Genomic DNA, 26,371 nt, shown 5'->3' with positions numbered 1-26,371 from the left:
TCACTCTCTTTCTGCATGTTGATACTGTGCATTTAACTTTAAAATTTCTGTTAATCCTGTAATATCAAATAATCGCTTTAACCTTCTAGAAACACCGACAAATTCCAAATGACCATGGTTCTTCTTAACAGCTTTTAATAATGCAATAAAAACACCTAACCCTGTACTATCCATATATGTTACTTCTGTAAAATCTACTATTATATGAGCATTCTTTTCACTCGCTGTAACCATAAGCCTTTTCTTTAAATCCGCTGCTGTATGTGCATCAATCTCACCAGCAATCTTCACATTATATTTCAATTCATCTTGATGAATTTCTATAACTAAATCCATGATTTCCGCCTCCCTAATCAATAACTACTATTTTATTACCCCAAAAACAGTGTGTTAAACATAAAACTTTACATTTTTATTAAAAAATAACATCCCCTCTTTTTAGATGGAAGAGAGCAAATGAGTAAAGATTACTCTTTATTGTGTGTAGCAAGGATTTAAATATCAAAAGGTTAAACTTTTTCACATAATAACTATTACTAAAATTTTAAAACAAATGTTTAAATATATGAAAGATTGTGTAATAAAAATCTAGAAACAAATTTTACATATTGAGGAGGATCTATGTATGAACAGTCATTTATTCCAAATTGGAGATTCTGTACAATTCCCTTATCGTCACAACCCTTCTATGAAACTTGTCGGTTCTGTAGTGAGTATTTTAACAAATACTATCGTTGTTGATACATCCGATACCCTTGACCAATCTCATATAGAAGCGCGTCAACTCGTCAAGATAAATCAATGTAAAAGGTTACATACATCTTAGCTTTGAGAGATATCGCTATCAAGCTAAGATTATGCAAATATCATTTCATATGAGGTTTTCGCTGTTTTTTTGTAAAAGATAGAAATTTCACAATACATTTTGAGGTATTTACTTTTCATAGCTTGATGGCAATAGAATAAATATACAATGTAGCCGATTGCCTGCATGTGTAGGAAGCGGCTATTTTTTGTTTACTTCTTATATTTTTCCAAAAAACAGAAATATTTTATCTTCTAAAGAAGGAATTTCATTTTTTGCGTCTAATTATATTTAGGTTTGCAAAAAGAGAATGAAAACAGAATGCGTCTGTTTTAGCCCCTTTTTCGTTCATATAAATATGGAATAAAAAATGGAGGAAACTATGAAAACTTTCGTATATATGGTAAGACACGGAGATTCACCAAAAGATGGAAACGAAAGAACAAGAGGATTAACGGAAAAAGGAAAATTAGACGTTCAACGAATAACAGGTGAATTACAAGGTGAGGGAATTGACGTTGTTATCTCAAGTCCATACAATCGCTCCATTCTAACTGTTCAGCAGTTAGCAAAACAAATAGGACAAGAAGTTTTAGTATTTGAAAACTTAAAAGAGAGAATATTTATCCCTGAAGAAGAACGAATGTCGGATAAAGAATTACTCCCTTTGTTACAAAAGTCATTCTTACAACCTGATTTTTCTCTAACGGGAGGAGAGTCTAATATCACTTGTCAACAACGTGCTATAACAATCTTAAAAGAATTATTAAACACCTACCAAGGAAAAAAAATAGTATTAGGCACTCATGGAGCTGTTATGACCTTGATGATGGGATATTATGATAGTAAATATGATTTGAATTTTTTACTACATACATCAAAACCAGATATATACAGAATGGAATTCAGCGGGCAGGAATTGTTGGAAGTTAAAAAATTATGGGAAGTTTCGTAGACGGACTATATTCATCCACAGTTTCATTCAATGACATATAACTATAGACAACATGGTTACGGCAGTCCTTCCAATACGAGCGGTGATCGAAGTTAACTATGAACCAATCGCAATACAAATCAATAAAGAGTAAACTCATTTTACTTTATGTATTTTATGATGTACAAAGAAAAGGCAGCGAATTTCTAAAAAAGAACATCGCTGCCTTTCTTTTGGCTCATACAACTCTACTAAACTCACGCTCTTCTTACACTTCTAATTACAAAGGTCGTTACAATGATAAACACAATTGCACCTAACAATGCTGGGAAAATATAAATACCTCCCCACGCAGGACCCCAGCTTCCAAACAACATTCCGCCTATCCAAGAACCAATTAACCCTGCAATAACATTTCCAATGATTCCAGCCGGAAAGTCTTTTCCGGTAATCATTCCAGCTAAAGCACCAACAATTCCGCCAATTATACACATTACAATAAGCTCCATATGTATTCCCTCCAATTTATCCTATATAGGATTGAGCCTTAGATATGCAATCTAAGGCTCAATCCTCATCTTTATTTCCGCTTTTCCTTTTCTTCTTCCAATTTTTCTTTCATTTTTCCAACGCCTTCTTTTATCAATCCTTTCGCTTTCTCCAATTTCCCTTCCTTTTGCAATGTTTTATTATTCGTCAATTCTCCTACTTTTTCTTTCACTTCTCCCCTTTTCTGTTCTTTTAATCCTACCATTCTTTCTTTAAAACCTTTTTCACCGCTGTTCACTTTATCACTCCTTTAAAATGAATTAAATATTCAAAAACTAAGTGTTACACTCTTCTATCTTGTAACCAACCATGTACTCTTTCTCTATCTGTAATGAATAATAATATTTTTCCTTGATCTAACTTTTCCTCATATATACTTGCTTCGTCTTCTGAAAGTCCTATCTCCTCCATCTTACTTCTTAATTGATCGCCTGTACTTTTGAAGAGATTCATAATGGTTGTTCCCATTCCTTCCTCTCTTACTCCAATTGTATTAATATCCGCTTGATCTGCGATTTCATCTGTTCTACCTTTTTCATGTGTTAATACATATATATCTTCTTGCGCGACTCCTCTTACTTCTAAATTATTCACAGCAGCCAGCACTTCCTTTTCTAACATAAATTCATATACAGCAGGTTTCATATAGTTTGTCTTCATTTCTAATTTCCTCCTCTATAAATTTATTTGTTATAGTATATGTAATACACGGGATACCAGAAGATTAAACATATTTTTATGATTTTTTTCATTTTGTTGTGATTCTACTAGACTTCAATATGTACGTTTTCTTTTAGAATAGAAGTATAGAACATAAAAAAAGATCTCTACTAATATTAGTAGAGATCTTTTTTTATTCTATAGTTTATCCCGCATTAACGAGCTGACACTCAGTGGGGGATGGAGCCCCTCCACTGAGTGAAGTTAGTAGTATTACTCTGCTTACTCCTAAATTGGAACCTACATTTATATGACACTCCTCTCAACCGTTTTCACAACCGAATGAGATGCCATTATAAATATAACTGAGCTAACAATACTAACAATGCCATATGCTAATACATCTTCCAATTGTACATTTGGATTAAAGTAAAACAGGTGAGGCCATGGCATAAGTTCTCCCATTGTGATGAGTTCTGTTGCTACATACATAATAACAAGCATTAAAGACGTTTCAACATTTTTAAAATACACTGCTAAAAATAAGCTAATTGAAGAGAATATAAGTGTTTGACTCACAAGCAGTAAGCCTAGATTCATAGGATGTAACGCCTCAGATTTCACTCCTAGCACGGTAGATAAAATCGTAATGATGAGTAGAAAGATCGTTATTACCTTTATATAATTTTGTATGAGTTTCTTCGAATACAGCTTTATTAAAACCTCCTCTGCATGGTGATGATATAACTCGTAAACAAGAAAAGCTGTACACCATGCTGACAGTGGAATGATAAACGTTTGAATGACTACAAACTGCTGCAAAATATACGTTTCCTGTGGCAAGGTGATTAAGACAATTAGTACAGCAAAACATATCACGATTGGAATGTAAAAGTGTATCCCCATATTTCTAACTTCAAACTTAAATTGCTCCATGAATTTCCTCACTCTTTCCTTCGCTATGGATTAGTGATAAATAACCATCTAGTAAAGTTGGTTCTGACGGTTTTGCGTTAAAAGGTTTTGTTTTCGCTAACACTTTTACCCTTACATAATCGTGATCTTCTTCTTTCATATGAATTACTGTGTATATTTTAAGTACTTCAGCAAGCTTATCTCTATGTATTGTAAATTCCCACACGAATCCTTTAGCAAGTTGTGCAATATGAGATGGCGCTCCTTCTTGCAACACAATTCCATTTTGTAAAACACCAATCTTTGTACATAGAAATTCGACATCTTCCACAATATGCGAGGAGATAATAATTGTCTTGTTTTTAGACAGCTCTCGAAGTAAATTTCGAAACCGAATGCGTTCAGAAATATCTAATCCCGCTGTTGGTTCGTCTATAATAAGAATGCTAGGTTCTGTTAGAAACATTTGAGCAATTCCTACGCGTTTTCTCATTCCGCCCGATAAGTTCTTCACTTTTACATTTCTAACATGTTGTAAATTGACTTGCTGTAAGACAGTATCAACTCTGTCTCTTCGTATTTGTTTATCTTTTATCCCTTTCAAAACTGCAATATGATGTAAACATTCATCTACAGTGGATCTCGGATAAATTGTAAAATCTTGCGGTAAATATGCAATACTATCTTTAACATCATTTGTTGAAATATTATTTATATCGTCAATCGTAACCGACCCTTCGTTCACCGGAATTAAGCCAGCTAACGCTCTCATCAAGGTTGTCTTTCCAGCTCCATTTGGTCCAACAAGACCATAAACTCCTTCAATATGAAGAGATACATCCTGTAGTACTTTTTTATTTTTATAAAATTTGCTTATATGTTTCACAGCTATCATGATTATCCCTCCTTCGTATAAACATTTAATAAATTCTCTACAGCACCCCAATCTACATTTGGATCGTTTAATATATGACTCCATTTCAGTAAAAACTCTTCAACTACTTCAGCTGGAGCATTGGATACAAATACATGAGCATCTTCAATAATTTGTTTATGCTTTTCATTCTTTGTCTTTTGTGAAATTTCCTTAGTCCAATATTCTGCCTCTGAAACTGTTGAACTTGAAATTCCTAGCTTTTTATTGATATACGCACCTGCTAAAGAATTAAACAAAACAGGTACATCTTCGTTTTCATGAACAATTCGGTTATTTTTCCATAAAAGAGCCCCAATCATTTGATAAGAAATGAAAGGTTCTTTATATTTAAAAGTCTCTTCATTTTGAAGTTCATAAGGGTTAATTAAAATAATGAGTTGTTCTTTCTCTTGAAGCCACATCGTTTCTGATGCTAATGTATCGTTTGCTCCTACTGCAGGTATAAATAAAATATTTTGCGGAAGTAACTGAGAATCTTCCAATTGAAATACGTCTTTTATGGAAGAAAACGACGCTTCAATTTGCGCTAAATACGAGTCAACAGTTATCATGCTGTTTTCCCATGTAACCGGATATGTAATGTTATATCCCCCGATTTTCTTTGTTTTTAATTCTCCATACATGAAGGAAACACCAGCGTTCGTTACACCGATATATGTACCTTCTTCTACTTTTTTCAAGTTGGTCACGATATTTTTAGATCCATTAAACTTTAAAGTATATTGGATCAAATCATTCGGCTGAGCAGGTAATCGATGATTGGAATTATACATATATCTCATAGATGGATGCTCAGTTTTTAACGGGATCCATGCGAAATAATAAGGAAGATATGCAAAAGATTGATTGGCATCCATATATGGTGATGACGTACCACTATATTGAAGATAAACTTCCTTTGTTGGCATATGTAAATCTACATCTAAAAAATCACCATATTGCTTATAATTTATAGCATTTCCTTCTTCATCTTCTATACTTGTTACGCGAAAACCATGATAAAGTGAGAAGCTCTTTTTCCCTTTTTCATGTTCAGTAAATTGAATGTGCACGGATGCTTTCAGTTGTTTTTCAATAGCAAGATCAATTTCATATTTTTTAATTGTATAATCCATCTCGGCTCTTGGTTTCTCATATCGGTTTAACGCATAATAGTTAAGTTCATCTATGTTCCGCTTATGAAAATCAGTTGGATTAGGCTTTGAATCGAGGAAAAAGAACGGGATTGCACTAAAAAGCAAAGCCGTTACACTTAGTATGATGAGTAAGCTTTTCACATTGTTTCTTTTCAAAAGTAAAATAACAATAATGATTACAAGTATTGTAATCACCCAAATAACCTTATTCATTACGTCCTCTACTGTAAATGTAAAACCACTAAACGCATGGTAGGACATTTTGGGATCAGAAATACCTAAATGTATAAAGCCTGGTACATGTTCCATACCTAATAATTTATATAGCTGGTTACTAAAGTATATATTCAGCGGTGAAATGAGTAACCATATCCCAACGATAAAGGCTGGACTAAATTTTTTATGAACAGTTAGTCCAATTACAAACCCAATTAGTGAGCTAATGAAAGCTGGAAGAAACCAGTACATAAAGATAAACAGCATTGATTTCTTATAAAGGTCTGAGAAATGATACCCAGTGAATTGATAAACTGTATATATGACAAGTGTTGCAAACATACAAAACATAATGTTCATGATTACGATCAAGGAAATATTGCTTCCTATTTTAATGTAGAAGCCTTTTCGGATTGTTAAAAACAAATCTTTAGAAACATCGCTAGTTTCTATATGAATGGTGTGAAATCCGAAAAACATAAAGATTAACATATAACCTTGAATGAAAAAGGAAGATAACTGTAGCATATTACCCGGATTTGTAATTTCCGAACTTAAATAACTATAAACAATTACTCCTAAGTAAGAGAGTATTATGATTAGAGAGACGAGATAAAAAGGGTTTCTCATATTTAGCTTAAAAAAGAATACGATAGAATTTATATATTTGTTCATACGTTTAACTCCTTTTTAGAAAGATCCTCCCTTTTCTACAAAGGGAGGTCTCTTAAAGGTTTACTATTAATCTGTGATTCGTACAGCTCCAGAAAGCGACGTTGTATTATATTCTGTGTAAGCAGCAGCATAATAAGTAGATTTTGCTGGAGAGAAGTTTGTTTTCACTTCAGTTACAGGTCGAGCATAACTTGTATGAACTGTTGGATCAGGCAGAATCGCTACATATTTTTTCGCTTGTCCAATCAATTGGTATGGTCCTCCTCCACTATTTGTAACAGTCATTCGTGATGAGCCATCATGAATATTGATTGTATCGCCCTCAGCAGAATTTTTCCCTGTAGAAATATAAGCAGTTGAAGTTGCGGCTGAAGCCCCGGATGCTAAAATCCCTAAACTTAATGCCCCTACCATTACAGCTTTAAATGTATTTGTTTTTTTCAGATTCACAATATTAGTCATATTCCTTCCTCCTAAAAGTTTTTTTCGCATAGGCCTATAACGAATGATGAAAGGTTCTTTTAATTCCTTTCTTACTTTATAAAGAAATGTGAGTTTTAAAATTCACAACTTATTTGTAAAAAAATTCAAAATAAAAACCACTTGGTCATACCAAGTGGTTTCATCATAATTTAGCAAACAAAACACATAGCGCTTTGTACAATCGCTTTATTCCAGGCAAACGGTGCAGCTTGAGAGCAATCACATAATCTTTGATCACAATAGCAGTTCGGGTACGATACTTTTCTTTGCGTATAGCAGCAGTCATGTTTTTTACAACAATCATCTACACCGTTTACACCGCTAACGCTTGATGAACATGCAGCTGATCCACCGCAATCATCTCCGCACCAAATGTATCCACCAGGTAAACAGCCTTGATACCACTTCTTCTCAGCTCTTACTTCATTATTTAAAAGCATACCAGGGTAATAATTTTCATCAAACGGAAATTCTTCCTCTGATTTTTTATCTCCTTCAGCACCTAAAGCGATTGCCTCTTCTGATAATTGACTCTCAAATGATGAAACAAACGTATCATGTCTGGAGTTAAAATTCATCACTGTAAGTCCTTCGCCTTCTTCTCTTATATGAGAAAGTTCACCAATAAAGAAATCATTTGTTGTATCCTTATCTCCATTTACATAACGAACAATATAGCGAATGTTTACATTTTCACTTACTTTAAAATATAAAACTTTTGCCGAAATTACATCTTCATTTTTCACCATATCAAACTGAATTGCTTGAATGATTTCAAGCTTACTTTTATCAAAGGTAAAGTCATCATGATGCTGCATTTCACGAATTAAATTTTGAAACTTCACCTTTCCTTCAAAGTGTTCAACGAGTTCACTAATTTCTAATTGATCTAAATAATTTCCTACTAACATATAAGTAACCTCCTAGTTTTGTATTGTTGTCAGCTGACATTATATATAGAAGAACTAGCACGAAAAATAACAACTTATTGACATATTTTTAAATACATAACGCTCATCTCACCATTTTTATATAATGAAAGAAGAAATTTTTAAAAATTTTGTTTACCTTTTCTATATACATACGTCTTTACAGTAGGAGGTCTTAAATTGGATGAATATAACTTTGGCGAGAAATTGCACCAAAAATTAGAGCAAGTTAAGATTTATCTTCTACGAATGGGAGCCAGTGTACAAGATGCAGAGGATGTCATCCAAGATACAGCTTACAAATTTTTAGTTTATATCGACTCTGCAAACATCGAGAATGTAGAGAATTGGCTATTTCGAGTATCCGTTAACAGATACTATGATTTATGTCGAAAGCAGACGCGGCAACAAAACATTTTATTAAAATTTAATTATAAGGAATTATTTGAGGAGTTCACCCCAGAGAAAGCCGTCATTCAAAAAGAAGAAGAAGCCGATATACATGAAATACTCGATCGGCTTAACCCTAAATATGCACAATTACTTATTTTGAAGTATAGCGTTGGTTTAAAACTGTCTGAAATCGCTATTCTGTATGAAACAAACGCCGATTCTGTTAAGACAATCATTCAAAGAGCAAGAAAGCAATTTATGAGAGAATATAGGAGGTTTCAAAATGGGAAAAGATGATGATTTTTTCAAAAAGGACCTTGAATTTGAAGGTTTAGTAAAAAAAGCAAAAAGAAATTCCAACATTCGGGTCACTTTTATTTCTTTAATTGTCAGCTTACTCGTAATCATTTCCTTTTATTTCGTAGGTAATTCCATTATGCAAAAGATGATCGATAAAGAAATGCGTTCGGATGCTATGTGGTACAGTATTCACGGTGCAAATGTTGAGGTTCAAGCTACAGTTGTCAATCAATCACTACTCTCTGCAACTACAAAAACTGAATTTCATAAAACGGTAAGTGGCATCCCTGTTCCATGGGTTCCGAAAGAAAAGAAATATTCAATTTGGGGAACTTCCGAACTTATAACAGCTGTTGGTGCATCTGGAACTGGTGATGTCACGGCGAAACGTATACCGATGTATTACAACGGAAAACGAGCTACTGAGTTTATCCACCCTGGTGTTACATCTGTAACAGTTGATGATAAAAACTTAGTTGCTGAAATAGGTGATGACAAAGTAATTGAATTAGCCCTTTCATTTGATAAAGGTTATAACGTAAAAGAAGTACAATCTACTTTTCATGAACACCTCTCTTGGTACTGGGTTAATTCCTATAGTCAATCTAATATAAAAGACTTTAATGACGAAGCAAAAGAAACTGGTAAAGACTATACAATCTCAGGAGATGACGTAATAGGCTTTCATCATAACAATCAACAAGATGGAAACTGGGGGGCGGATTCTTTCACAGAAACACTTCGCAACCTTCAAGAGGAAAAATATTATCAAGATTTAACAGAAAACATTGTTACGAATATAACAAAAGGAAATAAAAAAGAACTTTCAGCTGAAAACCTTGAAATTATTGGTGTCGTCATAACAGGAACACCAGCTGAACTACAACAATATTTAGAATTACCAATGGTAAGAGCTACTTTTCTAGGGGCTACTGCTGATAAATATTAATAAAGTGAAACTTCACTCAGTGGAGGTTTTCTTCATCCCCCACTGAGTGTCAGCCCGTTAATGCGGGATAAAAATAACGAAGGAGAAATATAAAATGGAACTTTTTATTCTTTTTTTAACGATAATCGTTTTAAACGTAGCAGTAAATATGATTTCAGCACGTAATCGAAAGCGCTGGATTATTTCTGGCCTTATTGTGATGTTCCTATTTGCACCTATAGCAATGGGAATTACGATATACACAGTGGGTTTAACAACAGGCGATGGTATAAGCGGTGGTATAGTTGGCTTTGTATACGGGGCGCTAGTTTTTTTAAACGGTATTGCCTTTTTAATTAAAGGCTTTATGACACCTAAAATGAACGTAAATAACCGAACGACTTGACTTTTACTTCTCACACGAAAAAAAGAGTGTTGACTTTGAAATCAACACTCTTTTCACTTAAGGTGATACTCGGATTTGAACCGAGGATAAAGGTTTTGCAGACCTTTGCCTTAACCCCTTGGCTATATCACCGTATACTCAAACAGATGAGTGAAAACTTCACCACCTGCGAATTAAAGCAAAAGCTCTTCTAAAAGTTTCTCCTTGTCAAAACCTAGTATTTTCGATACTACTTGCCCATCTACTCTTTTTACTGTAAATGGTGTACCCGTCCCGCCTAAAGATTTAAATTCATTAAAGTTCTGCTCACTTTCTCTTATGTCTACCTCTTTGAAATAAATCCCCTTCGCAAGTAAGAATTCTTTTTGCCTTTCACAATAACTACACGATTTTGCTGAATACACGATTACTTCCATTGTACTACCTCCTATTTGTTAACTTATATGTTATAAAGAAAAAGAACTCACAAGAACTACAACCTTATACCACCCTTTTTTTATTTCTTTTATAAATTCGTTCCCTCATTTCCCAAAATCCTGGTGTTGCATCTATATCATATGTTTGAATGCAACTAACAAGTTTGCATTTTAACTCTTGAGCTAAGTCTTCCTTTTCCTTGTGTTCTGTTAAATGTAGAGATTTTTTTATTTTAGGTTCAAACAACTCAATGACTGTTTGGAGTGCTTGATTACTTTGCTTAGATTCTTTTACTAATTCATATAGAGCGGATCTCATAGATTTTCAATCCTTTCTTGTCTCTTTAATTACATCGGATAGTTGTATGATAACTGCTTCTAATTTATCTAATTTCTTCTCAAACCTCACAAATAAATACACTGTAATCGCGATCGGAAATCCAAAATTACCCATAATCATAATCCATTGTGGCAACTCAATAACAGTCACGCTTTCCCCCTCCTTTGCTCTCAATATATTTATAAATATTTTCGAGCCCCTTTTTATGCAGTTTTGAAATAGCCTGTTGTGATTTCCCTACATATTTACTAATCTCGGTATCTGTTAATCCATTCACATACGCTAAATTTAATACTTGCTTTTGTTTAGCTGATAATTCTGAAATTGCTGCATGCAAGAGAGGATTCACAATATAATCTTCTAAATGTACACTACCGAGTAATTCTTCTACTTTAACTTCTGCATTTTTATCTACAATAAGATCTTTAAAAGAAGAGTCCCTTTCATCTGCTAATGGCTGATCAACAGTAAGTGGATGCCTGATAGACATCTTCCTATATTTCTTATCGTAATTAATCGCATTAAAATAAATCGTATTTGAAATAAAGGCGGTAAATCGTATTTGAAAATAAAACTTCTTAAATTCTAAGTCCAGTTGTTCACGAGTATGTTTATTTTGGTTACATATTGCATCCAATAATAGAAGTTGGTTTTCTTCGTTCTCCAAAAATGATTTCACGATTGTATTATTAAGAAATTCTTCATTTTCTTTCATAAAGTCTTCTAAGCAACAATCTTCTTGTGTATTTCGACAGTTCAAAATCGTAATCACCTTCTCTACCTTCGAATAAGAACATCAGTTCTGTTTTATGTGTAAAAAAAAACGACTGCTTTATATAATGTTTTCAATAGCTCCGAGTTCCTTATAGTAGAAGGACTTCACATCCCATATTATACCACTTTTTTCGACAGTTTTTTACTTTCACTCACAAAAATCTTTAATCTTTTTCGATGTTTCCGCCGAATTCTTAATCAGCTCTATCATAAAAGTTCTTTCTTCTTCTGATGCATGTTCATCAAGACATTTCGTAAAAAAAGCTTGTGTCCTTCTGGCTTCACAAAAACATTTTAACAACATATCCCTATTTTTCCGTTCTAGAAGATCCGAATGCTTGTAGATGGAATGAACCGAACTATTCAAATTTAACATATTAATAGCTATACCACCTTCTAAATCAACCTTTGAAGTATGTTTCATCAAAACATTATAGATTTCTTCTTCTTCAATTTTTCTGGAAAACAAATATTCATATTCCTCAATCAATAACGCAATAGCACCTGTGACATGAGGTGTAGCCATTGAAGTACCGGATAATTCCGTGTAGCCATTTTCTATTGAAGTCGAATAAATATGAGCACCAGGAGCATACACATCTACAAATTCATGTGTATTTGAAAAATCCGCTAACTCATTCTCTTTATTTAAAGCCCCTACCGTAATGACTTCTTCATAAGCTCCCGGATAACGATACTCATTTGTAGCAATATTGCCATCTCCATCATTACCAGATGCAGCAACAACACATATATTATTTTTCACCACTCGTTGAATAGCATCATATAATTTCTGACTAGGATTCTTTAAACCAAGTGATAACGATATAACTCGCACTCTCTCCCCGTTCATCCCTCGCCAATTCACCGCATAGTTAATACTTTCTATTAAAGATTCAACAGAACCTGTTCCTCTCTTATTCAAAACCTTTAATATTAACAAGTTTGCTTTTGGAGCTACTCCAACTATACCTGAGTTATTCATAGAACTTGCAATAACACCAGCTACATGGGTGCCATGCCCATTTAAATCTTCATAAATTGACACATCTCCATCATGATCTTCGGTAAAGTTATATCCACCTATTATTCTTTCTTTTAAATCTGGATGATTCATTTCACACCCTGTATCTAATACTGCTACGACTACACCTTTTCCATAAAAACCTTGTCGCCACTTTTTTTGTGCCCCAACAAGTGCAATATTTGAAGGTACACTATCTGGTTCTTTAAAAGAACGAATATTATTTACAGGTAAAAGTGTAATTTCACTATTCATTTTCATTCCCCCTAAAACTTTGTTCTTATTACATAAAGAAATCTTGTAAAAAACTTTTACAACCTTTTATGACATAAAAAGAAAAAAACAAAGAATTTTTCTTTGGTTTCACTTTATTTTAGAAATCGTTCTCCCTTATTAACAACATTGATAAAGTGAAACTTCACTCAGTAGGGGGTTTCTCCATCCCCCTGCTGAGTGTTAGCCCTACCAATCGAGCTTTTACATTCAAAAGCGAAGACGACTGTTCAAGCACGACAAGCACAAGCTAAGCCTTGGCGTGGCGGAGTTTGTCATAGAAAGGATTAGCTTGTGGCTCGAGTACTTAGAAGTCGTAGCTATATGCGGGATAAAAAAAACTAGAAAATAGTATCATCTACTTTCTAGTTCTTTAATCAATTTGATTTTTATGCACCTACAGCTAACTTCTCTTGTTGCTCTTCATTCGCCAACTTAATAAGCACTTTCTCCACATGTGGCTGCATACAAACCACCTTTACAGACGTACCTTTCCGTTCTGCTTGTTCGGCAAAATTTAATAATGCCATTGCGCCGGAAGTGTCCATGTAGTTGACACCTTCTAATTGAAGTGTAATTGGCGATTCTGTTTGTTGAATCGAAGAAAAAATGCGATCTACTGATAGAAACGAAAGTGGTCCGCTAATGATGTATGTGTGATTATCGTCTTCTTTTATAGATACTTCTCGTTTTTTACATGTTGCGATATATAAAATGAAGGAAAGAAGAATACCAACCGCAACTGCAATCATCAAATCAAAATAAACGGTAATAACCATTGTAAGAATCATCACAAGTACATCACCCTTTGGCGTGACATGTACTTTTTTCATTGCGTCCCAGTCGAACATACCAATACCTGTTAAGATTAAAATACCTGATAGTACGGCAAGCGGAATGTATTGTACAACCGCACCAAGACCGACGACAAAAATTAGTAAAATAACGCTGTGTATACAAGCAGATAACGCTGTTTTCCCACCACTTCTTACATTAACGATTGATCGTACTGTTGCGCCCGCGCCAGCCAGTCCGCCAAATAAACCACTCACCATATTTCCTAACCCTTGTCCGATTAGTTCTTTATTACTTTTATGACGTGTTCCCGTTACGTTATCCATCACAACGGATGTTAATAGAGAGTCAATAGATCCAAGCAGAGCAATGCTAAGTGCTGGAAGAAGAAGTTCGACTACTGATATGTCGCTGAAAGCAGGAATTTGTATAGAAGGAATTGCCTCTGGGATTTTTCCGATTTTCTCAATCACCGAATTAAGCGAAAGTGTTCCGATAAACGGAAGCTGAATAGTAAGCCCTTGAATAAGCGGGGCAATAAGTGGCAGCGCAGCCGTTACCGTTACAAGTGCAACGAGGCTTGCTGGAATTGCTTTCATCCATCTTCCTGAAAGAAGCATGACAATAATTGTGAGTAACACAAGTAAGAAACTATTTTTCACTTGTTTCATTTCACCTAAAATGATGATGAGTGCGATTCCGTTCATAAAGCCGGATACAACAGAGTACGGGATATAGCGCACATATGAGCCAAGTTTACATATCCCAAATACAATTTGAAATACACCTGCCATCATAAAAGCAAGAAAACTTGCTTCTAATCCATATTCAGCAATAATCCCTGTCGCAATGACTGTAATTGGCCCAGTTGGACCCGTCACTTGTCCAGAAGTTCCGCCAAAAAGCGCTGCGAAAAACCCGCCAAAGATTGCACCATATAACCCAACTAGTGCACCTTCTGCCGTCCCAGTCGCCGCAATACCAAAGGCAATCGCGAGCGGCAACGCAACGATAGCCACTGTGAAACCGGCTAAACATTCTTTTGCTATTTTTTGAAGCATAAAAAAACCACCTTTACATGATGTCCATCTTTTATTGTAACAAGAAAAGACAATTTCAATCGGTTGTTTTGAGACAAACTTTTTACATTATCGTGTCGGAAGCGGATACGACGATGAAGATTCAATTAGAAAGCCCCAAACTTTTTAATAAGTTTGGGGCAGTTAATTTTAAGAGCCGCTTCCTACTGCTTCTTAGTAATAGGAATCCAGATTTCACTTTTCTCATCTTTACTAGCCAACATTTCAGGCCCTTCTGCAAGCTCATAGGAGGATGAAGGCAACCACTCCGAATAGATTCGTTGCCAATGTTCTTCAACGTGCTCCCAGTCCCCTTCTACTTCAAAAATGACCCACAATAGAGGTGGAACTTCTAATTTTGCATATTCCTTTACCTTTTCTTTCGTAGTGACAGCTCCTATATACTGCTCAAAAGTTGCCTTCCCATTTTCGTTTTCTGAGTAATTCGCTGATACATGTACAACACCACATGGTTCCTTAGTGGAAATGGACTCTAATTCCTTCATCGTAGTCTCACTAATAGCCGTAAACATATCTTCATAAGTAGGTGAAAGGATTTCATTCACTATCTCAACATTATATTTCACTCCAACAACTTGAAATGCTCCCTTCTCGACAATCCGATACTTCATTTCAACGCCTCCCTGAATCGTTAGTTGAAAGGCCATTCTTGGATATGCTTTCAAACTTTGTTCTAGCTTCCTTGCTACTGACGGCGTAACACCATGAAAATTTTGAAAAGCTCGCGAAAAAGAATCTGGAGAATGATAACCATATTTCATTGCGACGTCAATTACTTTGACATTTGGATCCTTTAGCTCTAACGCTGCCATCGTTAACCGGCGTCTACGAATATACTCAGATATCGTAATACCTGAAAGAAGAGAAAAAAGCCGCTTAAAATGATATTCAGAGGAAAACGCCCTCTTGGCCACTTCTTTCAAACTAATATGGTTATCTAAGTTTTCTTCGATATAGTTTAATGCCTCATTCATTCCTTTTAACATATCCATAAAATAAACTCCCTCTTCACTAACTTAACAGGTACAATTACATGAAACCCGACTTTTTGTGCTCAATTGTGTTGGTTATATAAAACCATTAATATTTTATACCTTTTTAGCCATATAGTGCACATACAATATAGTAATTACGATTCCAAATCATATATATATAAGAAAAAGTCTGGTCATCTGTCCTTTTTCATACAAACTTTTTACATTATTATGACGCCTAAAGCTTGATACACAAACCTTTTCCTCGCTATTCAAAATAAACCATCCGCGAAATACATAGTAAAACAGTCAACAACCATCTATAATTAAGTAGCAAGCCAAAAGAAGTGGAGTGATTATACATGCTAGCAAAAATGAAAAAAGTAAAGCTAGAGAAAGAAAATACAAATCCTACCTACCAAGTAAAATTGGAATGCCCAAAAGGAAAGGAATTGTACATTAAGTTCGATTATACACATTATAGCGGAACATTCATGCCTTTAGCAGTAAGTTATAATGGTCGTGATAAAGGTACTAAACTACTTTGGTACACAGAGGAAGTAGAAAATATGAATGTCCAAAAGTTCTTAACAATTATTGCTAGAAAAATAAATCGTCACTATGGCTTTGAGTTAAAACCTTTATAAATGATACTCATTCATAACGTATGATCACTTTATTTATATGCAAAAACCCTCCCGTATTCAATCGGAGGGTTTTATTTTATCATTACATCATGTATTTGCTTTACTTCTTTCTTAACCTCACAAAATCAACTTTCCATCCACTATCAATTCCTACCTTCATCCCTTTCAATATACTAGCCAAACAAATCACTTACTGAAAATTCTCCTGCAAATACATCTCTCCCTCTTCAAATGAAAGACTTCTTGTATCCACTTCCGCTGCATATCCTGTTTCAAAATCTACTTGATACGTTGTAAAATGCCATATTCCTTCTGCATTATTGTAAGCTGCCATCATAAATTTACCGTTATCTAATGCTTGGAATGCTGTTCCAAATACACCCATTCCTTCTTCACTATCCTTAATATGTACTTCCATAACTTTTCCTTTATAGATGTAGAATACTTTTCCACTGGAGAAGTTAGAGCTCTCACGTTGCAAAGCTACGAAAAAATCTGGAGACCCTTTACTTACAAACCCACTTTTTTGAGATACGTTAAACTGAAACTCTCCAATTTGCGCTTCTTGCAAATAAAGGGTAGGGCTATCCGCTTGTAGTGCGAGCTGATATGTACCGCTATAAAGTTGATCCCCTTCTGATGCACCAGCCCACGCTTCTTCTTGCACCATATATTCTTCATGCTTTGCAAATACATGTAATGTGTACGTGTCACCTTCTACCGTTTTCATTGGAAATATATAACGACTATCCACTTGCTGCTGAATTGGTGAACCTTGTATTTTTTTAGTAGGTTGCTCTTCTTTCGTCTCTACTTTTGCAACCTCTTCTGTTTTCTCTTGTTCCTCATTAACTACCTCTTCACTTTCTTGTACTTCAGTAGCCACTTCCTCATTCTTTGGTGCTTGATTTACTACTTCTTTTTCCTGCTCTACCGTACTTACACTCTCTTGTTCTTTCGGCATTGTATTTGCTGCTTTTTCACATCCGGCTAGTAATGTACAGCCAATAAGCCCTGTTACGAATAATTTTTTCATCATATCCCCCTAAATATTATGAATATATTTCCAAAAGGAATTATATCATTAAATCTATTTATATTATTAAAATACTTTAAAGTACAATAAAAAAAGGCTGTGAAATTCCTTCACAGCCTTTCCTCTATTCACCTTATAATCTATAAGAAGAAACGTTATTCCCTTTCCACTCATAGTAATCTAGTATTCCCATGTAAATCGCTTCTGCCGCGCGTTTGCGGTAGTATGGAGAATCTAAGATTTTTGCATCATCTTCTTGGTCAACAAATGCAAGTTCTGTTAGGACAGCTGGCATTGTTGTTTTGCGAATTACGTATAGGTGGTTTCCTACTTTTTCACCACGGTCACGCGTACCAAGTGCTGTAACAAGGCGTGCTTGAATTTTTTCAGCAAGTACTTTACTATCTTGAGGGCTTGGTGCTGCCATTCTTGGTTCTACTGATTGTGTAGTTGTTCCACTTGATGGAGCCGCACTTCTTACTGTCGCCGCTTTTGCTGATGGTTCATAGTAGAACGTTTCTGTTCCATGTCCACCTACACCTGAAGCATTTGCGTGAACACTTACGTAAATGTCCGCTTTGTTTTTCTCAGCAAATTCAACACGTTTTACTAATGAATCACTTGCATCAACACCTGGTCTCATATCTGTTTCACGTGTTAATAGTACGTTAAATGGTGTACGTTGTTCAAATAATTGACGAACTTGTAATGATACGTCAAGTACAATCTCTTTCTCTACTAAATCATTATGCACCTTCCCAGGATCTGGACCGCCGTGGCCAGGATCAATAACGATTGATTTTCCTTCTAAGAAGTTCACACCGTTTGGATGTGTTAAATCTAACCATTGGAATCCACTACCTGTACGAATGCGAATCCAATCCCCTTTTTCCTCAACGATCGTTACATATTGAGGTGAATATTTCCCTAGTCTTGCAGAGGAATGTGATGCATCTTTATATGTAATGAAATTTGTTCCCATATACATTTTCTTCTCTTCTAATAAAAGCCACTTATCGCCTAAATATGTCCCAATTTTAACCCAGCCATCTCTTTCTTCTTTCACAACGACATTTTGCGGTCCAAATTCCGCTGCGATACCTGAAGATAATGAAGCATCATTATAAACAAGGAATGAACGATCTATCGTAATCGTTTTATTATTTTCTTCTGGCTTGTTGTATGATTGATCCGTCTTTGCGATAAGCTGCGCTGCTTCTGCACGCGTAATCACTCGGTCCGGCTGCCAACCATTATCAGTACCAATCGAAATGTTAAGCGCTACTAAAATATTGGCATATTTCTCTCCCCAAGTACCTTTTAAATCTTCAAACTTTGTTGTTGGTGTCCCGTTCACAAAACTCTCTAAATGATATGCATTTACAAGGATTGCAGCTAATTCTGCACGCGTTACTTTTCCGCTTGGATCAAAAACCCCATTGCCTTTTCCTTGCATAATACCAGCTTTCTCAACTGCCGCAATATATGGCGTTCCCCAATGTGCTTGCGCATCTGTAAAAGATGGCTTTGCAGATTGATTCACTTCTATCCCCATTATTTTCGTCATCATCGTTGCAGCTTGTGCTCGGTCTAACGGATCATTTGCCCCAAATGTACCGTCTGGCATTCCGCTAATAACATTTTTTCCTACTAAATAATCTACTGCATCTACTGCCCAGTTTGGCACGTCTGTAAATTTCTTTGTTTCAGCAAAACTACTAGGCGTATACGCTACTAAACTAGCTGCTAAAACTCCTGCTGCGAGTACTCGATACTTCATAAAACTGTTCCCCTTCCAAAATTGTCCACGATGTAAAGTCAACTTGACCCATTAATATTCTATACCTTTCTATCAACATAGTACATATGCGGTATAGTAATTACTGACCGAAATCATACATATATATAAAGAAAAATGAAGAGATATGTAACACAACTCTTTTTCAAAATAAAAAAGCGCATTCCTTTCTAAGAGGAATGCGCTTTGTCAATCTATGCACTTAGCTCTGATAATACGTAAGCATAAAGAAGTGCTTCTGTATGCTGAATTGAACTTTCATGTGTACGTTCATACGCATGAGAAGCATCAATACCCGGGCCAACTAATCCGTGTTTTACGTCAGCACCTGCTCGAATAGCAGCCGATGCATCAGAACCATAGTACGGGTAAATATCTACTTTATATTCAATATCGTTAGCCTTCGCTAATTCTACTAAATGTTTACGTAATCCGTAGTGATATGGACCGCTCGAATCTTTTGCACAAATGGATACTGTATATTCATCTGATGCTTGTCCATCACCTAACGCACCCATATCTACTGCGATATATTCTACCGTTTCTTCTGGGATATTTGAGTTTCCGCCATAGCCAATTTCCTCATTATTTGAGATTAAGAAATGTGTCGTATACGGAAGCACAGTCTTTTCTACATGTAATCTCTTAATCAATTGTAATAAAATCGCAACGCTCGCCTTATCATCTAAATGGCGCGATTTAATGTAGCCACTTTCCGTCGTTTGCACGCGTGGATCAAATGATACGAAGTCACCTACTTCAATACCAAGCTTTCGCACTTCTTCCGCTGAAGATACACGCTCATCAATACGCACTTCAATATTGTTCTCATCACGCTTTGCTTCCCCGGCATCTTTATAAACATGGACAGACGTTTGATGCATTAAAATGGTACCCGTATAAATTTTCCCGCTCGCTGTTTCAATGTCACAGTATTCGCCCTCTACCGCATTCCAGCGAAATCCACCAATCATCGATAAACGAAGGCGTCCGTCACCTTTAATTTCTTTTACCATTGCGCCAAGCGTATCAACGTGCGCTGTTAATAAACGATGCTTCTCATCATTTGCACCTTTTAATGTAATAATTAAGCCACCTTTATTGTTACGCTTCGTCTCAACGCCCCAATCGTTCGCACACTCTTCAATACGCTTAATAATCTCCCCCGTGTTACCAGATGGACTTGGAATCGAAACGAGTTCTTTTATAATTCTAATTGTGTCTTGTACATGATATTCCATAACTTACACTTCCTTTATATATGTTAACAATATTCAGTATACTCTAATTTTGTCGAAATAAAATAAGAAATATCGTCTTTTTTACGACATTTCTTATTCTTCATTTACTTCTACTAAATAAATGCCTTTTTCAAACCCGCCTCGCTCGATTTCTTTCTCTTTTCGAATACGCTCAATTTCCTCTATTGAAATACCTTCTGCTGCCGCTAGTGCTTTAATGACCTCTAACGCATCAGCTAATGAATCTAGCGCATGCTCCCTATCTTGCATTGATGCAAACTCACGCATCTCTTCCATTCCGATTTTCGCTAACTCTTGTATGTACTCTGCTCTACCTAACTTTTTCGACGTATACGTTTTACCAGACATTAAAATCATTTCTGGTACGCGATCACGTACAACTTTATTATAAACTGACATACTATCACTCCGTTCTATACATGCTAATATAAAAAAGTGCTAACACTATTATACTAAAAAAATGTGCTAGCACTCTCATATTCACCGAAAGATTTTACTCACCTTTAAAAATTGGAAGACGCTTTTCTAAAAACGCAGCGATGCCCTCTTTATGGTCAGCTGTTTGACGCATCTCATATTGCCCGCGCTTTTCAAGCTGAAGCGTTTGCTCAAGCGCTGAGCGATTCGTTTCGCATAACACTTCCTTCGTCTTTACCATAGAAAGAATCGGTTTTTTCAGAAGGTTGTTCACCTTATGCTTCACCGCATCTTGGAAGTTCTCCTCAACAACTTCATCAATCATGCCAATTGCAAGCGCTTCTGATGCAGACAGTTTCTTCCCTTCCCAAATAATCTTCTTCGCTACATGCTCTCCTAAACGCTTTTGTAAGAAGAAATGGCCACCGCCATCTGGAATAAGGCCAATGCCAATAAAGTTCATCGCCACGACAGAAGATTGATCCGCTATTACATAATCTGCCGTTAATGCAATGCTCAGGCCTAGACCAGCTGTTGGACCGTGAATCGCACTAACCACAATTTTTGGCATCGTATACAGCGTTACGATAATATCTGAAATGGCATCCATAATCCCTTCAAACGCTGATTCATCACCTTTTGAAAGCATCGATTTAATATCGCCGCCCGCTGAGAAACCACGGCCATTTCCACATAGCACAACAATGTGCGCAGAGCTTTCAGCTACCTCTTTTAACTTCAGGGATAACTGCTTTAACGTATCCTCATCTAACGCATTTAACACTTCCGGACGATTCAACATAACCGTCGCAACTTTCCCTTCATATTGTACAATTACAGATTCTGCTTTACTTGATACTGTCATAACTCTCTCTCCTTCTCTCATCCGTTATACTTATATAATTACAGAAAAATCAGAAAAACCCTTCTTTTTTCGGATTTTTCTGTCAAATTTTATCGAAATCGTGAAAGTTATCAAAAATACTTTCTAACTTATCCCAATGGATGGAAACCAAAATATTCTCCTTTCTATACCTCTTTAACAGCCTGTTTGCATGTATTGATTGTTATTAGGTACAATGAAAGAAAGAGAGATTATTAGGTAGGGGTGGAAAACTCATGTCCAACCAACAATTAGTAAATTTACGTATCGACTTTGCATTTAAACAATTATTTGGTACAAGTGGAAACGAAGATATTCTAACTGCATTTTTAAATGCGATGTTACAAGATTCTCTAGCATCACCAATTGCTTCTCTCCAATTAGAAGATCCACATCTACATCGAGAGCATGAAGAAGATAAATTATCAATTTTAGATATTTCAGCTACATTAGACACAGGAACAAAAGTCAACGTAGAAATACAATTAAATAATAACCACGATATGATTAAACGAAGCTTATATTATTGGGGAAGATTATACACATCTCAATTACAAAAAGGGATGCCATATGGTGCGCTTCATAAAACGATTACGATTAATTTATTAAATTTTGCAATGTTCCCAGAATACGAAGCGTTTCATACGACAGGAATCTTATGGAACAAGCAACAACAAAAAAGTTTTTAGCGATGACATAGAAATTCACGTTGTAGAAATTCCTAAACTTATGCACCAATGGCGTAATGAAAAAGTAAACCCATGGGAAGATTCTTTTGTACGCTGGCTATTATTACTACCAGCAAATGAAGACGAACGACTTACTCAAACATTGGAGGATATTGCGATGAACCAAGATCCAATTTTACAAAAAGCGATGAATAAGTGGGAACGTATGAGTCAAGATTCAACTTTCCGCCAAGCCTATGAAGCAAGGGAAAGAGCTTTATTGGATGAGGCTGCAAAGTTCGCTCATGCAGAACAACAAGGAATGAAAAAAGGAAGAGAAGAAGGACTTCGAGAAGGTGTCCAACAAGGAAAGATACAAATGATTAAAGGAATGCATGAACTTGGAGTTCCGATTGAAACAATTGCCAAAGCAAGTAAACTAAGCATTGATGAAGTTGAACATATTTTAGATCAAAAATAATCGTTTATAAAAATTGGTAAAGAGTGAGTTCTATATTACATTGAACTCACCCTTTTTCATGTCCCCTTCATTCAATCAGCATTAAATATTAGAATACCTTAATGTACCGAGACTATTTATAATAGAAGAAACTCGGTTCATGTATGTTCTTCCAATCAACCGGGCAATGTATGTGTAAAAAGCAAGATAAGTACCTTCTTCCCGCATTTACCAATAGTTAAAAATAGTGTATCCTTATTTTGGACATGTAAGCAGAATAATACCTTATATGCAACTCTACAAATACATACGATGGAGGATATGATGTTTAACAAGTTAAAACGAACGGAAACACAATTTGCGTATTTCCTTTTACTATTCATTGCATTGCAGCCTGTTTTAGATTTACTGACATCTTTGTCCATTCAAATGCTAAATGTAAGCGCAACAGCGGGGATTGTCGTACGCTTAGCTGTCATGTTGCTTGCAACGATATATTTCTTCTTGCAGTGGCAAGATCGTAGTCTGAAGAAATGGATTGTATATACTTTGATACTTGGCGCTACGATTGCTGCTGGGCTTATCAATAACATGATAATTAAAGATCCCTTTTCTTTCACAGAAGAAGTAAAGTTCATTGCGAAAAGTGTTTATACAATCATGATGTTATTTGCTTATATCTTTGTTTTTAAAACGATACCGAACAAAGATGAAGCATATCATAAAATGCTGAAATACTTCTTATACGCATCTTTATTCATAAGTTTTGTTATGCTTATTTCTATCGTGACGGGGACAGATTATAAAAGTTATCCGCATTCAAAACTTGGCTCAAGAGGATGGTTCTTCTCTGGGAACGAACTAGGTGCTATTTTAGCAATCTCTTTCCCGGTTGTCGTCTTATACGGCATTCATAAAACAACATCTTTCAAGAAAGTATACTACTGGATTCCAACGATACTTGCGATGTATGCGAGCTTGATGATTGGTACAAAAGTTGGCTATGGCGCTGTTATTTTAACATTAGGCGTTGCCCTATTCTTCTCATTTATCGAATATATCATGAATCGAAAAAAGGAAGGAAAAGGTTACGTACAACTTGTAAATACTATCGTTTCACTCGTAATGTTCGGCGGACTCATCGCCCTTACACCTCTTACACCAATTGCGAAAAATATGGGTATTCACTTACAAATTTATGAATACAAAAAGAGTGTACGAGAAGAACAAGCGAAAAAAGATGGAAAGCCAATTGAAGAAGACCCTGAAGAAGAGGAAAAAATTGAAAACGGTGAGTTAACAAAAGGTGAAGTGAAAAGCTTAATCTATAGCGACCGTGATCGCTTCTTACAAGTACATAAACAATATTACGAAGAAGCACCAGTATCACAAAAGCTCCTTGGCATGGGCTATGCAAGTAACTATACGAAAACGCCAAAAATGGTTGAAATGGACTTTCATGATCTATTCTTCTCATACGGCGCAATCGGATTTTTCGTCTACTTACTACCATTCCTATACTTTGCCATCCGCCTGTTGATTCGCGTATTTACAAACTTCACAGCAATCTTAAATGCAAAGTACATGCTACTCGCTAGCTCACTTGCCCTTGCATTTGGCATCGGCCTAACAGCAGGTCACGTCTTAACAGCACCGGCTGTAAGTATATTCTTTGTTGTTGTACTTGCTTATTTAATTGTTGATTTAAAGGCGGAATAATATTATAAACTAACCATTTCCAGCAGGGACATTTTCGGTCTTTGCTGGAAATTCATTTTTATTCATATACTTCATGGAGAAGTGAGGAGAGCTCTTTGGTATTTAGTAGTTCAGTTTTTTTATTTATCTTTTTACCACTCGTATTATTTTTCTATTTCATTGTACCAGCAAAGCTTCGTAACTTCGTTTTGCTCGTATTTAGTTTAGTATTTTACGCATGGGGCGAACCACGATTTGTTGTTTTAATGCTCTTTTCTATCGTTTTAAACTATATATTCGGTTTGCTTGTGCACCATTACGAAACACAGAAAAATATGAAACGCACGTTTTTAATTATGGCGATTGTCGGAAACATTTTACTGCTCGCCTACTTTAAATACATTACGTTTTTCACCGACATTATAAACGACTTACTGCAGCTTTCTATTCATATAGAACCAGTTCCGTTACCAATTGGAATTTCCTTTTATACATTCCAAGCTATGTCTTATGTTATTGATATATACCGAAAAGATGGAGAAGTTCAAAAGAATCCACTTAACCTCGCGTTATATATCTCAATCTTCCCGCAGCTCATTGCCGGGCCGATTGTGCGCTATAACATCGTAGCCGAGCAAATGAAAAAGCGCATTCATTCATTTGAACGCGTCGCAGAAGGAATTCAAATTTTTATTATTGGACTTGCGAAAAAAATATTAATCGCAAACCAAGCAGGAATGGTAGCAGATAAAATCTTTGCCTTACCACCATCTGAAATTAGCGTTACGACCGCTTGGATTGGTATTCTCGCATACACACTGCAAATCTACTTTGATTTCTCAGGGTATTCAGATATGGCAATTGGACTTGGGAAAATATTTGGTTTTGACTTCCCGAAAAACTTTAACTATCCATACATCTCAAAATCTATTTCAGAATTTTGGAGAAGATGGCACATTACACTTGGCTCTTGGTTCCGCGATTACGTGTACATTCCGCTTGGAGGAAATCGCGTTTCAAAACTAGCTAACTATCGTAACTTATTTATCGTTTGGGGATTAACAGGACTTTGGCACGGCGCCAGCTGGACATTTATTACATGGGGACTATATTACGGATTCATTATCGCCATTGAAAAAGCAGGACTGGAACGCTTTATTCATAAACTATGGTCGCCACTTCAGCACGTATATGTGCTCCTTATCGTCATGGTCGGCTGGGTATTTTTCCGAGCTGATAACTTTACGTATTCCTTCCATTACTTACAGGCGATGTTTGGGATACAAGCAAATGGATTAACAGATACAAACACAATGCTTTACGTACACGAACATTGGATGATATTTGTGATTGCTATCTTTGCAGCAACACCAATTATGGCAAACGTTACAAAGAAAATGAAACATACAGCGGCTATACAAATCGCACGCCCTATTGTGTTACTAACACTATTTACGATTTCAATTATGTATCTTGTAAATGCAACGTATAATCCGTTTATTTATTTCAGGTTTTAATTTGCGTAGAAAGGAATGCAACA

At 35.7% G+C, this 26,371-nt stretch carries 29 protein-coding genes, 1 tRNA gene and 1 pseudogene; 9 read left to right on the top strand and 22 right to left on the bottom strand.

Features of this window, described 5'->3' with window-relative positions:
• Positions 1-339, bottom strand: a complete 339-nt coding sequence (locus tag BAMA_RS12550) for an STAS domain-containing protein (protein ID WP_034639575.1) — start codon at positions 337-339, stop codon at positions 1-3.
• Between the two features lie 286 nt (positions 340-625).
• Between BAMA_RS12550 and BAMA_RS12545 the strand changes: the two genes are divergently transcribed.
• Both BAMA_RS12545 and BAMA_RS12540 read left to right on the top strand, forming a co-directional pair.
• The gene (locus BAMA_RS12545; protein ID WP_034639522.1) at positions 626-826 is read left to right on the top strand and encodes a hypothetical protein; all 201 of its coding nucleotides are present in this window, start codon (positions 626-628) and stop codon (positions 824-826) included.
• Between the two features lie 361 nt (positions 827-1,187).
• Complete coding sequence (locus BAMA_RS12540; RefSeq protein WP_034639521.1) at positions 1,188-1,760, top strand: histidine phosphatase family protein; 573 nt, start codon at positions 1,188-1,190, stop codon at positions 1,758-1,760.
• Positions 1,761-1,996: 236 nt separating this feature from the next.
• On the opposite strand, the gene BAMA_RS12535 is transcribed toward BAMA_RS12540, so the two are convergent.
• The 8 genes from BAMA_RS12535 to BAMA_RS23500 all read right to left on the bottom strand — a co-directional run bounded on the left by BAMA_RS12535 (position 1,997) and on the right by BAMA_RS23500 (position 8,221).
• Entirely contained in the window at positions 1,997-2,248 is a 252-nt protein-coding gene (locus BAMA_RS12535; RefSeq protein WP_034639520.1) for a GlsB/YeaQ/YmgE family stress response membrane protein, read from the bottom strand.
• Between the two features lie 71 nt (positions 2,249-2,319).
• Positions 2,320-2,526 carry a CsbD family protein gene (locus tag BAMA_RS12530; RefSeq protein ID WP_034639519.1) on the bottom strand — a complete coding sequence of 69 codons (207 nt, stop codon included), beginning with the start codon at positions 2,524-2,526 and terminating at the stop codon, positions 2,320-2,322.
• A gap of 44 nt (positions 2,527-2,570) precedes the next feature.
• Positions 2,571-2,948, bottom strand: coding sequence for a YflT domain-containing protein (locus BAMA_RS12525; protein ID WP_034639518.1), 378 nt, complete (start codon positions 2,946-2,948; stop codon positions 2,571-2,573).
• A gap of 306 nt (positions 2,949-3,254) precedes the next feature.
• Complete coding sequence (locus BAMA_RS12520; RefSeq protein WP_034639517.1) at positions 3,255-3,884, bottom strand: hypothetical protein; 630 nt, start codon at positions 3,882-3,884, stop codon at positions 3,255-3,257.
• Complete coding sequence (locus BAMA_RS12515) at positions 3,871-4,758, bottom strand: ATP-binding cassette domain-containing protein (protein ID WP_034639516.1); 888 nt, start codon at positions 4,756-4,758, stop codon at positions 3,871-3,873. The genes BAMA_RS12520 and BAMA_RS12515 overlap by 14 nt, the downstream gene beginning before the upstream one ends.
• Positions 4,759-4,760: 2 nt before the next feature.
• Entirely contained in the window at positions 4,761-6,827 is a 2,067-nt protein-coding gene (locus tag BAMA_RS12510; protein ID WP_034639513.1) for an ABC transporter permease, read from the bottom strand.
• Between the two features lie 66 nt (positions 6,828-6,893).
• Positions 6,894-7,289 carry a hypothetical protein gene (locus tag BAMA_RS12505; protein WP_034639511.1) on the bottom strand — a complete coding sequence of 132 codons (396 nt, stop codon included), beginning with the start codon at positions 7,287-7,289 and terminating at the stop codon, positions 6,894-6,896.
• Between the two features lie 170 nt (positions 7,290-7,459).
• On the bottom strand, positions 7,460-8,221 hold the full coding sequence (locus tag BAMA_RS23500; protein WP_051758939.1) for a phospholipase A2 family protein: 762 nt from the start codon (positions 8,219-8,221) through the stop codon (positions 7,460-7,462).
• Positions 8,222-8,419: 198 nt separating this feature from the next.
• Here BAMA_RS23500 and BAMA_RS12495 point away from each other — a divergent pair, with 198 nt between their 5' ends.
• The 3 genes from BAMA_RS12495 to BAMA_RS12485 all read left to right on the top strand — a co-directional run bounded on the left by BAMA_RS12495 (position 8,420) and on the right by BAMA_RS12485 (position 10,266).
• On the top strand, positions 8,420-8,929 hold the full coding sequence (locus BAMA_RS12495; protein WP_034639510.1) for an RNA polymerase sigma factor: 510 nt from the start codon (positions 8,420-8,422) through the stop codon (positions 8,927-8,929).
• Positions 8,916-9,881: an anti sigma factor C-terminal domain-containing protein gene (locus tag BAMA_RS12490; RefSeq protein ID WP_034639507.1), complete on the top strand. Its 966-nt coding sequence runs from the start codon at positions 8,916-8,918 to the stop codon at positions 9,879-9,881. The genes BAMA_RS12495 and BAMA_RS12490 overlap by 14 nt, the downstream gene beginning before the upstream one ends.
• 94 nt (positions 9,882-9,975) lie before the next feature.
• Positions 9,976-10,266 (top strand): hypothetical protein, encoded by a 291-nt coding sequence (locus tag BAMA_RS12485; RefSeq protein WP_034639505.1) that lies wholly within the window; start codon positions 9,976-9,978, stop codon positions 10,264-10,266.
• 60 nt (positions 10,267-10,326) lie between these two features.
• Here BAMA_RS12485 and BAMA_RS12480 read toward each other — a convergent pair.
• The 8 genes from BAMA_RS12480 to BAMA_RS12450 all read right to left on the bottom strand — a co-directional run bounded on the left by BAMA_RS12480 (position 10,327) and on the right by BAMA_RS12450 (position 15,980).
• Positions 10,327-10,398 (bottom strand) — tRNA-Cys (locus tag BAMA_RS12480).
• 41 nt (positions 10,399-10,439) lie between these two features.
• Entirely contained in the window at positions 10,440-10,682 is a 243-nt protein-coding gene (locus BAMA_RS12475; RefSeq protein ID WP_034639503.1) for a glutaredoxin family protein, read from the bottom strand.
• 64 nt (positions 10,683-10,746) lie between these two features.
• Positions 10,747-11,001, bottom strand: a complete 255-nt coding sequence (locus tag BAMA_RS12470; protein ID WP_034639501.1) for a helix-turn-helix domain-containing protein — start codon at positions 10,999-11,001, stop codon at positions 10,747-10,749.
• 6 nt (positions 11,002-11,007) lie between these two features.
• Positions 11,008-11,142 carry a YvrJ family protein gene (locus BAMA_RS24025; RefSeq protein ID WP_084157986.1) on the bottom strand — a complete coding sequence of 45 codons (135 nt, stop codon included), beginning with the start codon at positions 11,140-11,142 and terminating at the stop codon, positions 11,008-11,010.
• A 16-nt stretch (positions 11,143-11,158) separates the two neighbouring features.
• On the bottom strand, positions 11,159-11,782 hold the full coding sequence (locus tag BAMA_RS12465; protein ID WP_034639499.1) for a sigma-70 family RNA polymerase sigma factor: 624 nt from the start codon (positions 11,780-11,782) through the stop codon (positions 11,159-11,161).
• 162 nt (positions 11,783-11,944) lie between these two features.
• Positions 11,945-13,075 (bottom strand): S8 family peptidase, encoded by a 1,131-nt coding sequence (locus BAMA_RS12460; protein WP_051758938.1) that lies wholly within the window; start codon positions 13,073-13,075, stop codon positions 11,945-11,947.
• A gap of 407 nt (positions 13,076-13,482) precedes the next feature.
• A complete protein-coding gene (locus tag BAMA_RS12455) occupies positions 13,483-14,949 on the bottom strand; it encodes a SulP family inorganic anion transporter (protein ID WP_034639498.1) in 1,467 nt (488 codons plus the stop codon).
• A 182-nt stretch (positions 14,950-15,131) separates the two neighbouring features.
• Entirely contained in the window at positions 15,132-15,980 is an 849-nt protein-coding gene (locus tag BAMA_RS12450; RefSeq protein WP_034639496.1) for an AraC family transcriptional regulator, read from the bottom strand.
• Between the two features lie 344 nt (positions 15,981-16,324).
• Here BAMA_RS12450 and BAMA_RS12445 point away from each other — a divergent pair, with 344 nt between their 5' ends.
• Complete coding sequence (locus BAMA_RS12445) at positions 16,325-16,609, top strand: hypothetical protein (RefSeq protein ID WP_034639493.1); 285 nt, start codon at positions 16,325-16,327, stop codon at positions 16,607-16,609.
• 190 nt (positions 16,610-16,799) lie between these two features.
• Here BAMA_RS12445 and BAMA_RS23495 read toward each other — a convergent pair whose 3' ends face one another.
• The 5 genes from BAMA_RS23495 to BAMA_RS12420 form a co-directional block, all read right to left on the bottom strand.
• On the bottom strand, positions 16,800-17,648 hold the full coding sequence (locus BAMA_RS23495; RefSeq protein ID WP_235184449.1) for a hypothetical protein: 849 nt from the start codon (positions 17,646-17,648) through the stop codon (positions 16,800-16,802).
• A 130-nt stretch (positions 17,649-17,778) separates the two neighbouring features.
• On the bottom strand, positions 17,779-19,425 hold the full coding sequence (locus BAMA_RS12435) for an N-acetylmuramoyl-L-alanine amidase (RefSeq protein WP_034639491.1): 1,647 nt from the start codon (positions 19,423-19,425) through the stop codon (positions 17,779-17,781).
• 212 nt (positions 19,426-19,637) lie between these two features.
• A complete protein-coding gene (locus tag BAMA_RS12430; protein WP_034639489.1) occupies positions 19,638-20,684 on the bottom strand; it encodes a M42 family metallopeptidase in 1,047 nt (348 codons plus the stop codon).
• Positions 20,685-20,777: 93 nt separating this feature from the next.
• A complete protein-coding gene (locus BAMA_RS12425; protein ID WP_034639487.1) occupies positions 20,778-21,104 on the bottom strand; it encodes a nucleoside triphosphate pyrophosphohydrolase in 327 nt (108 codons plus the stop codon).
• Positions 21,105-21,198: 94 nt separating this feature from the next.
• Positions 21,199-21,987 carry an enoyl-CoA hydratase gene (locus BAMA_RS12420; RefSeq protein WP_034639485.1) on the bottom strand — a complete coding sequence of 263 codons (789 nt, stop codon included), beginning with the start codon at positions 21,985-21,987 and terminating at the stop codon, positions 21,199-21,201.
• 254 nt (positions 21,988-22,241) lie between these two features.
• Between BAMA_RS12420 and BAMA_RS12415 the strand changes: the two are divergent.
• From BAMA_RS12415 to BAMA_RS12405, 3 genes and pseudogenes are all read left to right on the top strand, one after another.
• Positions 22,242-23,154 (top strand): annotated as a pseudogene (locus tag BAMA_RS12415) (Rpn family recombination-promoting nuclease/putative transposase).
• Between the two features lie 303 nt (positions 23,155-23,457).
• Entirely contained in the window at positions 23,458-24,852 is a 1,395-nt protein-coding gene (locus BAMA_RS12410; protein ID WP_034639483.1) for an O-antigen ligase family protein, read from the top strand.
• A gap of 95 nt (positions 24,853-24,947) precedes the next feature.
• The gene (locus BAMA_RS12405; protein WP_034639480.1) at positions 24,948-26,348 is read left to right on the top strand and encodes an MBOAT family O-acyltransferase; all 1,401 of its coding nucleotides are present in this window, start codon (positions 24,948-24,950) and stop codon (positions 26,346-26,348) included.
• Positions 26,349-26,371: the final 23 nt, after the last annotated feature.

The sequence above is a fragment of the Bacillus manliponensis genome, from assembly GCF_000712595.1.
GTDB classification, from domain to species: Bacteria; Bacillota; Bacilli; order Bacillales; family Bacillaceae_G; genus Bacillus_A; species Bacillus_A manliponensis.
Note: the sequence above shows the minus strand (reverse complement) of the source record. Positions and strands in the feature narration are given on the sequence as shown.

Excerpts from the sequence above, each read along its gene's own strand:
- BAMA_RS12545 (WP_034639522.1), top strand. The coding sequence starts at position 626 with ATGAACAGTCATTTATTCCAAATTGGAGATTCTGTACAATTCCCTTAT.
- BAMA_RS12540 (WP_034639521.1), top strand. The coding sequence starts at position 1,188 with ATGAAAACTTTCGTATATATGGTAAGACACGGAGATTCACCAAAAGAT.
- BAMA_RS12535 (WP_034639520.1), bottom strand. The coding sequence starts at position 2,248 with ATGGAGCTTATTGTAATGTGTATAATTGGCGGAATTGTTGGTGCTTTA.
- BAMA_RS12525 (WP_034639518.1), bottom strand. The coding sequence starts at position 2,948 with ATGAAGACAAACTATATGAAACCTGCTGTATATGAATTTATGTTAGAA.
- BAMA_RS12520 (WP_034639517.1), bottom strand. The coding sequence starts at position 3,884 with ATGGAGCAATTTAAGTTTGAAGTTAGAAATATGGGGATACACTTTTAC.
- BAMA_RS12515 (WP_034639516.1), bottom strand. The coding sequence starts at position 4,758 with ATGATAGCTGTGAAACATATAAGCAAATTTTATAAAAATAAAAAAGTA.
- BAMA_RS12510 (WP_034639513.1), bottom strand. The coding sequence starts at position 6,827 with ATGAACAAATATATAAATTCTATCGTATTCTTTTTTAAGCTAAATATG.
- BAMA_RS12505 (WP_034639511.1), bottom strand. The coding sequence starts at position 7,289 with ATGACTAATATTGTGAATCTGAAAAAAACAAATACATTTAAAGCTGTA.
- BAMA_RS23500 (WP_051758939.1), bottom strand. The coding sequence starts at position 8,221 with ATGTTAGTAGGAAATTATTTAGATCAATTAGAAATTAGTGAACTCGTT.
- BAMA_RS12490 (WP_034639507.1), top strand. The coding sequence starts at position 8,916 with ATGGGAAAAGATGATGATTTTTTCAAAAAGGACCTTGAATTTGAAGGT.
- BAMA_RS12485 (WP_034639505.1), top strand. The coding sequence starts at position 9,976 with ATGGAACTTTTTATTCTTTTTTTAACGATAATCGTTTTAAACGTAGCA.
- BAMA_RS12475 (WP_034639503.1), bottom strand. The coding sequence starts at position 10,682 with ATGGAAGTAATCGTGTATTCAGCAAAATCGTGTAGTTATTGTGAAAGG.
- BAMA_RS12470 (WP_034639501.1), bottom strand. The coding sequence starts at position 11,001 with ATGAGATCCGCTCTATATGAATTAGTAAAAGAATCTAAGCAAAGTAAT.
- BAMA_RS24025 (WP_084157986.1), bottom strand. The coding sequence starts at position 11,142 with ATGATTATGGGTAATTTTGGATTTCCGATCGCGATTACAGTGTATTTA.
- BAMA_RS12460 (WP_051758938.1), bottom strand. The coding sequence starts at position 13,075 with ATGAATAGTGAAATTACACTTTTACCTGTAAATAATATTCGTTCTTTT.
- BAMA_RS12455 (WP_034639498.1), bottom strand. The coding sequence starts at position 14,949 with ATGCTTCAAAAAATAGCAAAAGAATGTTTAGCCGGTTTCACAGTGGCT.
- BAMA_RS12450 (WP_034639496.1), bottom strand. The coding sequence starts at position 15,980 with ATGGATATGTTAAAAGGAATGAATGAGGCATTAAACTATATCGAAGAA.
- BAMA_RS12445 (WP_034639493.1), top strand. The coding sequence starts at position 16,325 with ATGCTAGCAAAAATGAAAAAAGTAAAGCTAGAGAAAGAAAATACAAAT.
- BAMA_RS23495 (WP_235184449.1), bottom strand. The coding sequence starts at position 17,648 with ATGATGAAAAAATTATTCGTAACAGGGCTTATTGGCTGTACATTACTA.
- BAMA_RS12435 (WP_034639491.1), bottom strand. The coding sequence starts at position 19,425 with ATGAAGTATCGAGTACTCGCAGCAGGAGTTTTAGCAGCTAGTTTAGTA.
- BAMA_RS12430 (WP_034639489.1), bottom strand. The coding sequence starts at position 20,684 with ATGGAATATCATGTACAAGACACAATTAGAATTATAAAAGAACTCGTT.
- BAMA_RS12425 (WP_034639487.1), bottom strand. The coding sequence starts at position 21,104 with ATGTCAGTTTATAATAAAGTTGTACGTGATCGCGTACCAGAAATGATT.
- BAMA_RS12420 (WP_034639485.1), bottom strand. The coding sequence starts at position 21,987 with ATGACAGTATCAAGTAAAGCAGAATCTGTAATTGTACAATATGAAGGG.
- BAMA_RS12410 (WP_034639483.1), top strand. The coding sequence starts at position 23,458 with ATGTTTAACAAGTTAAAACGAACGGAAACACAATTTGCGTATTTCCTT.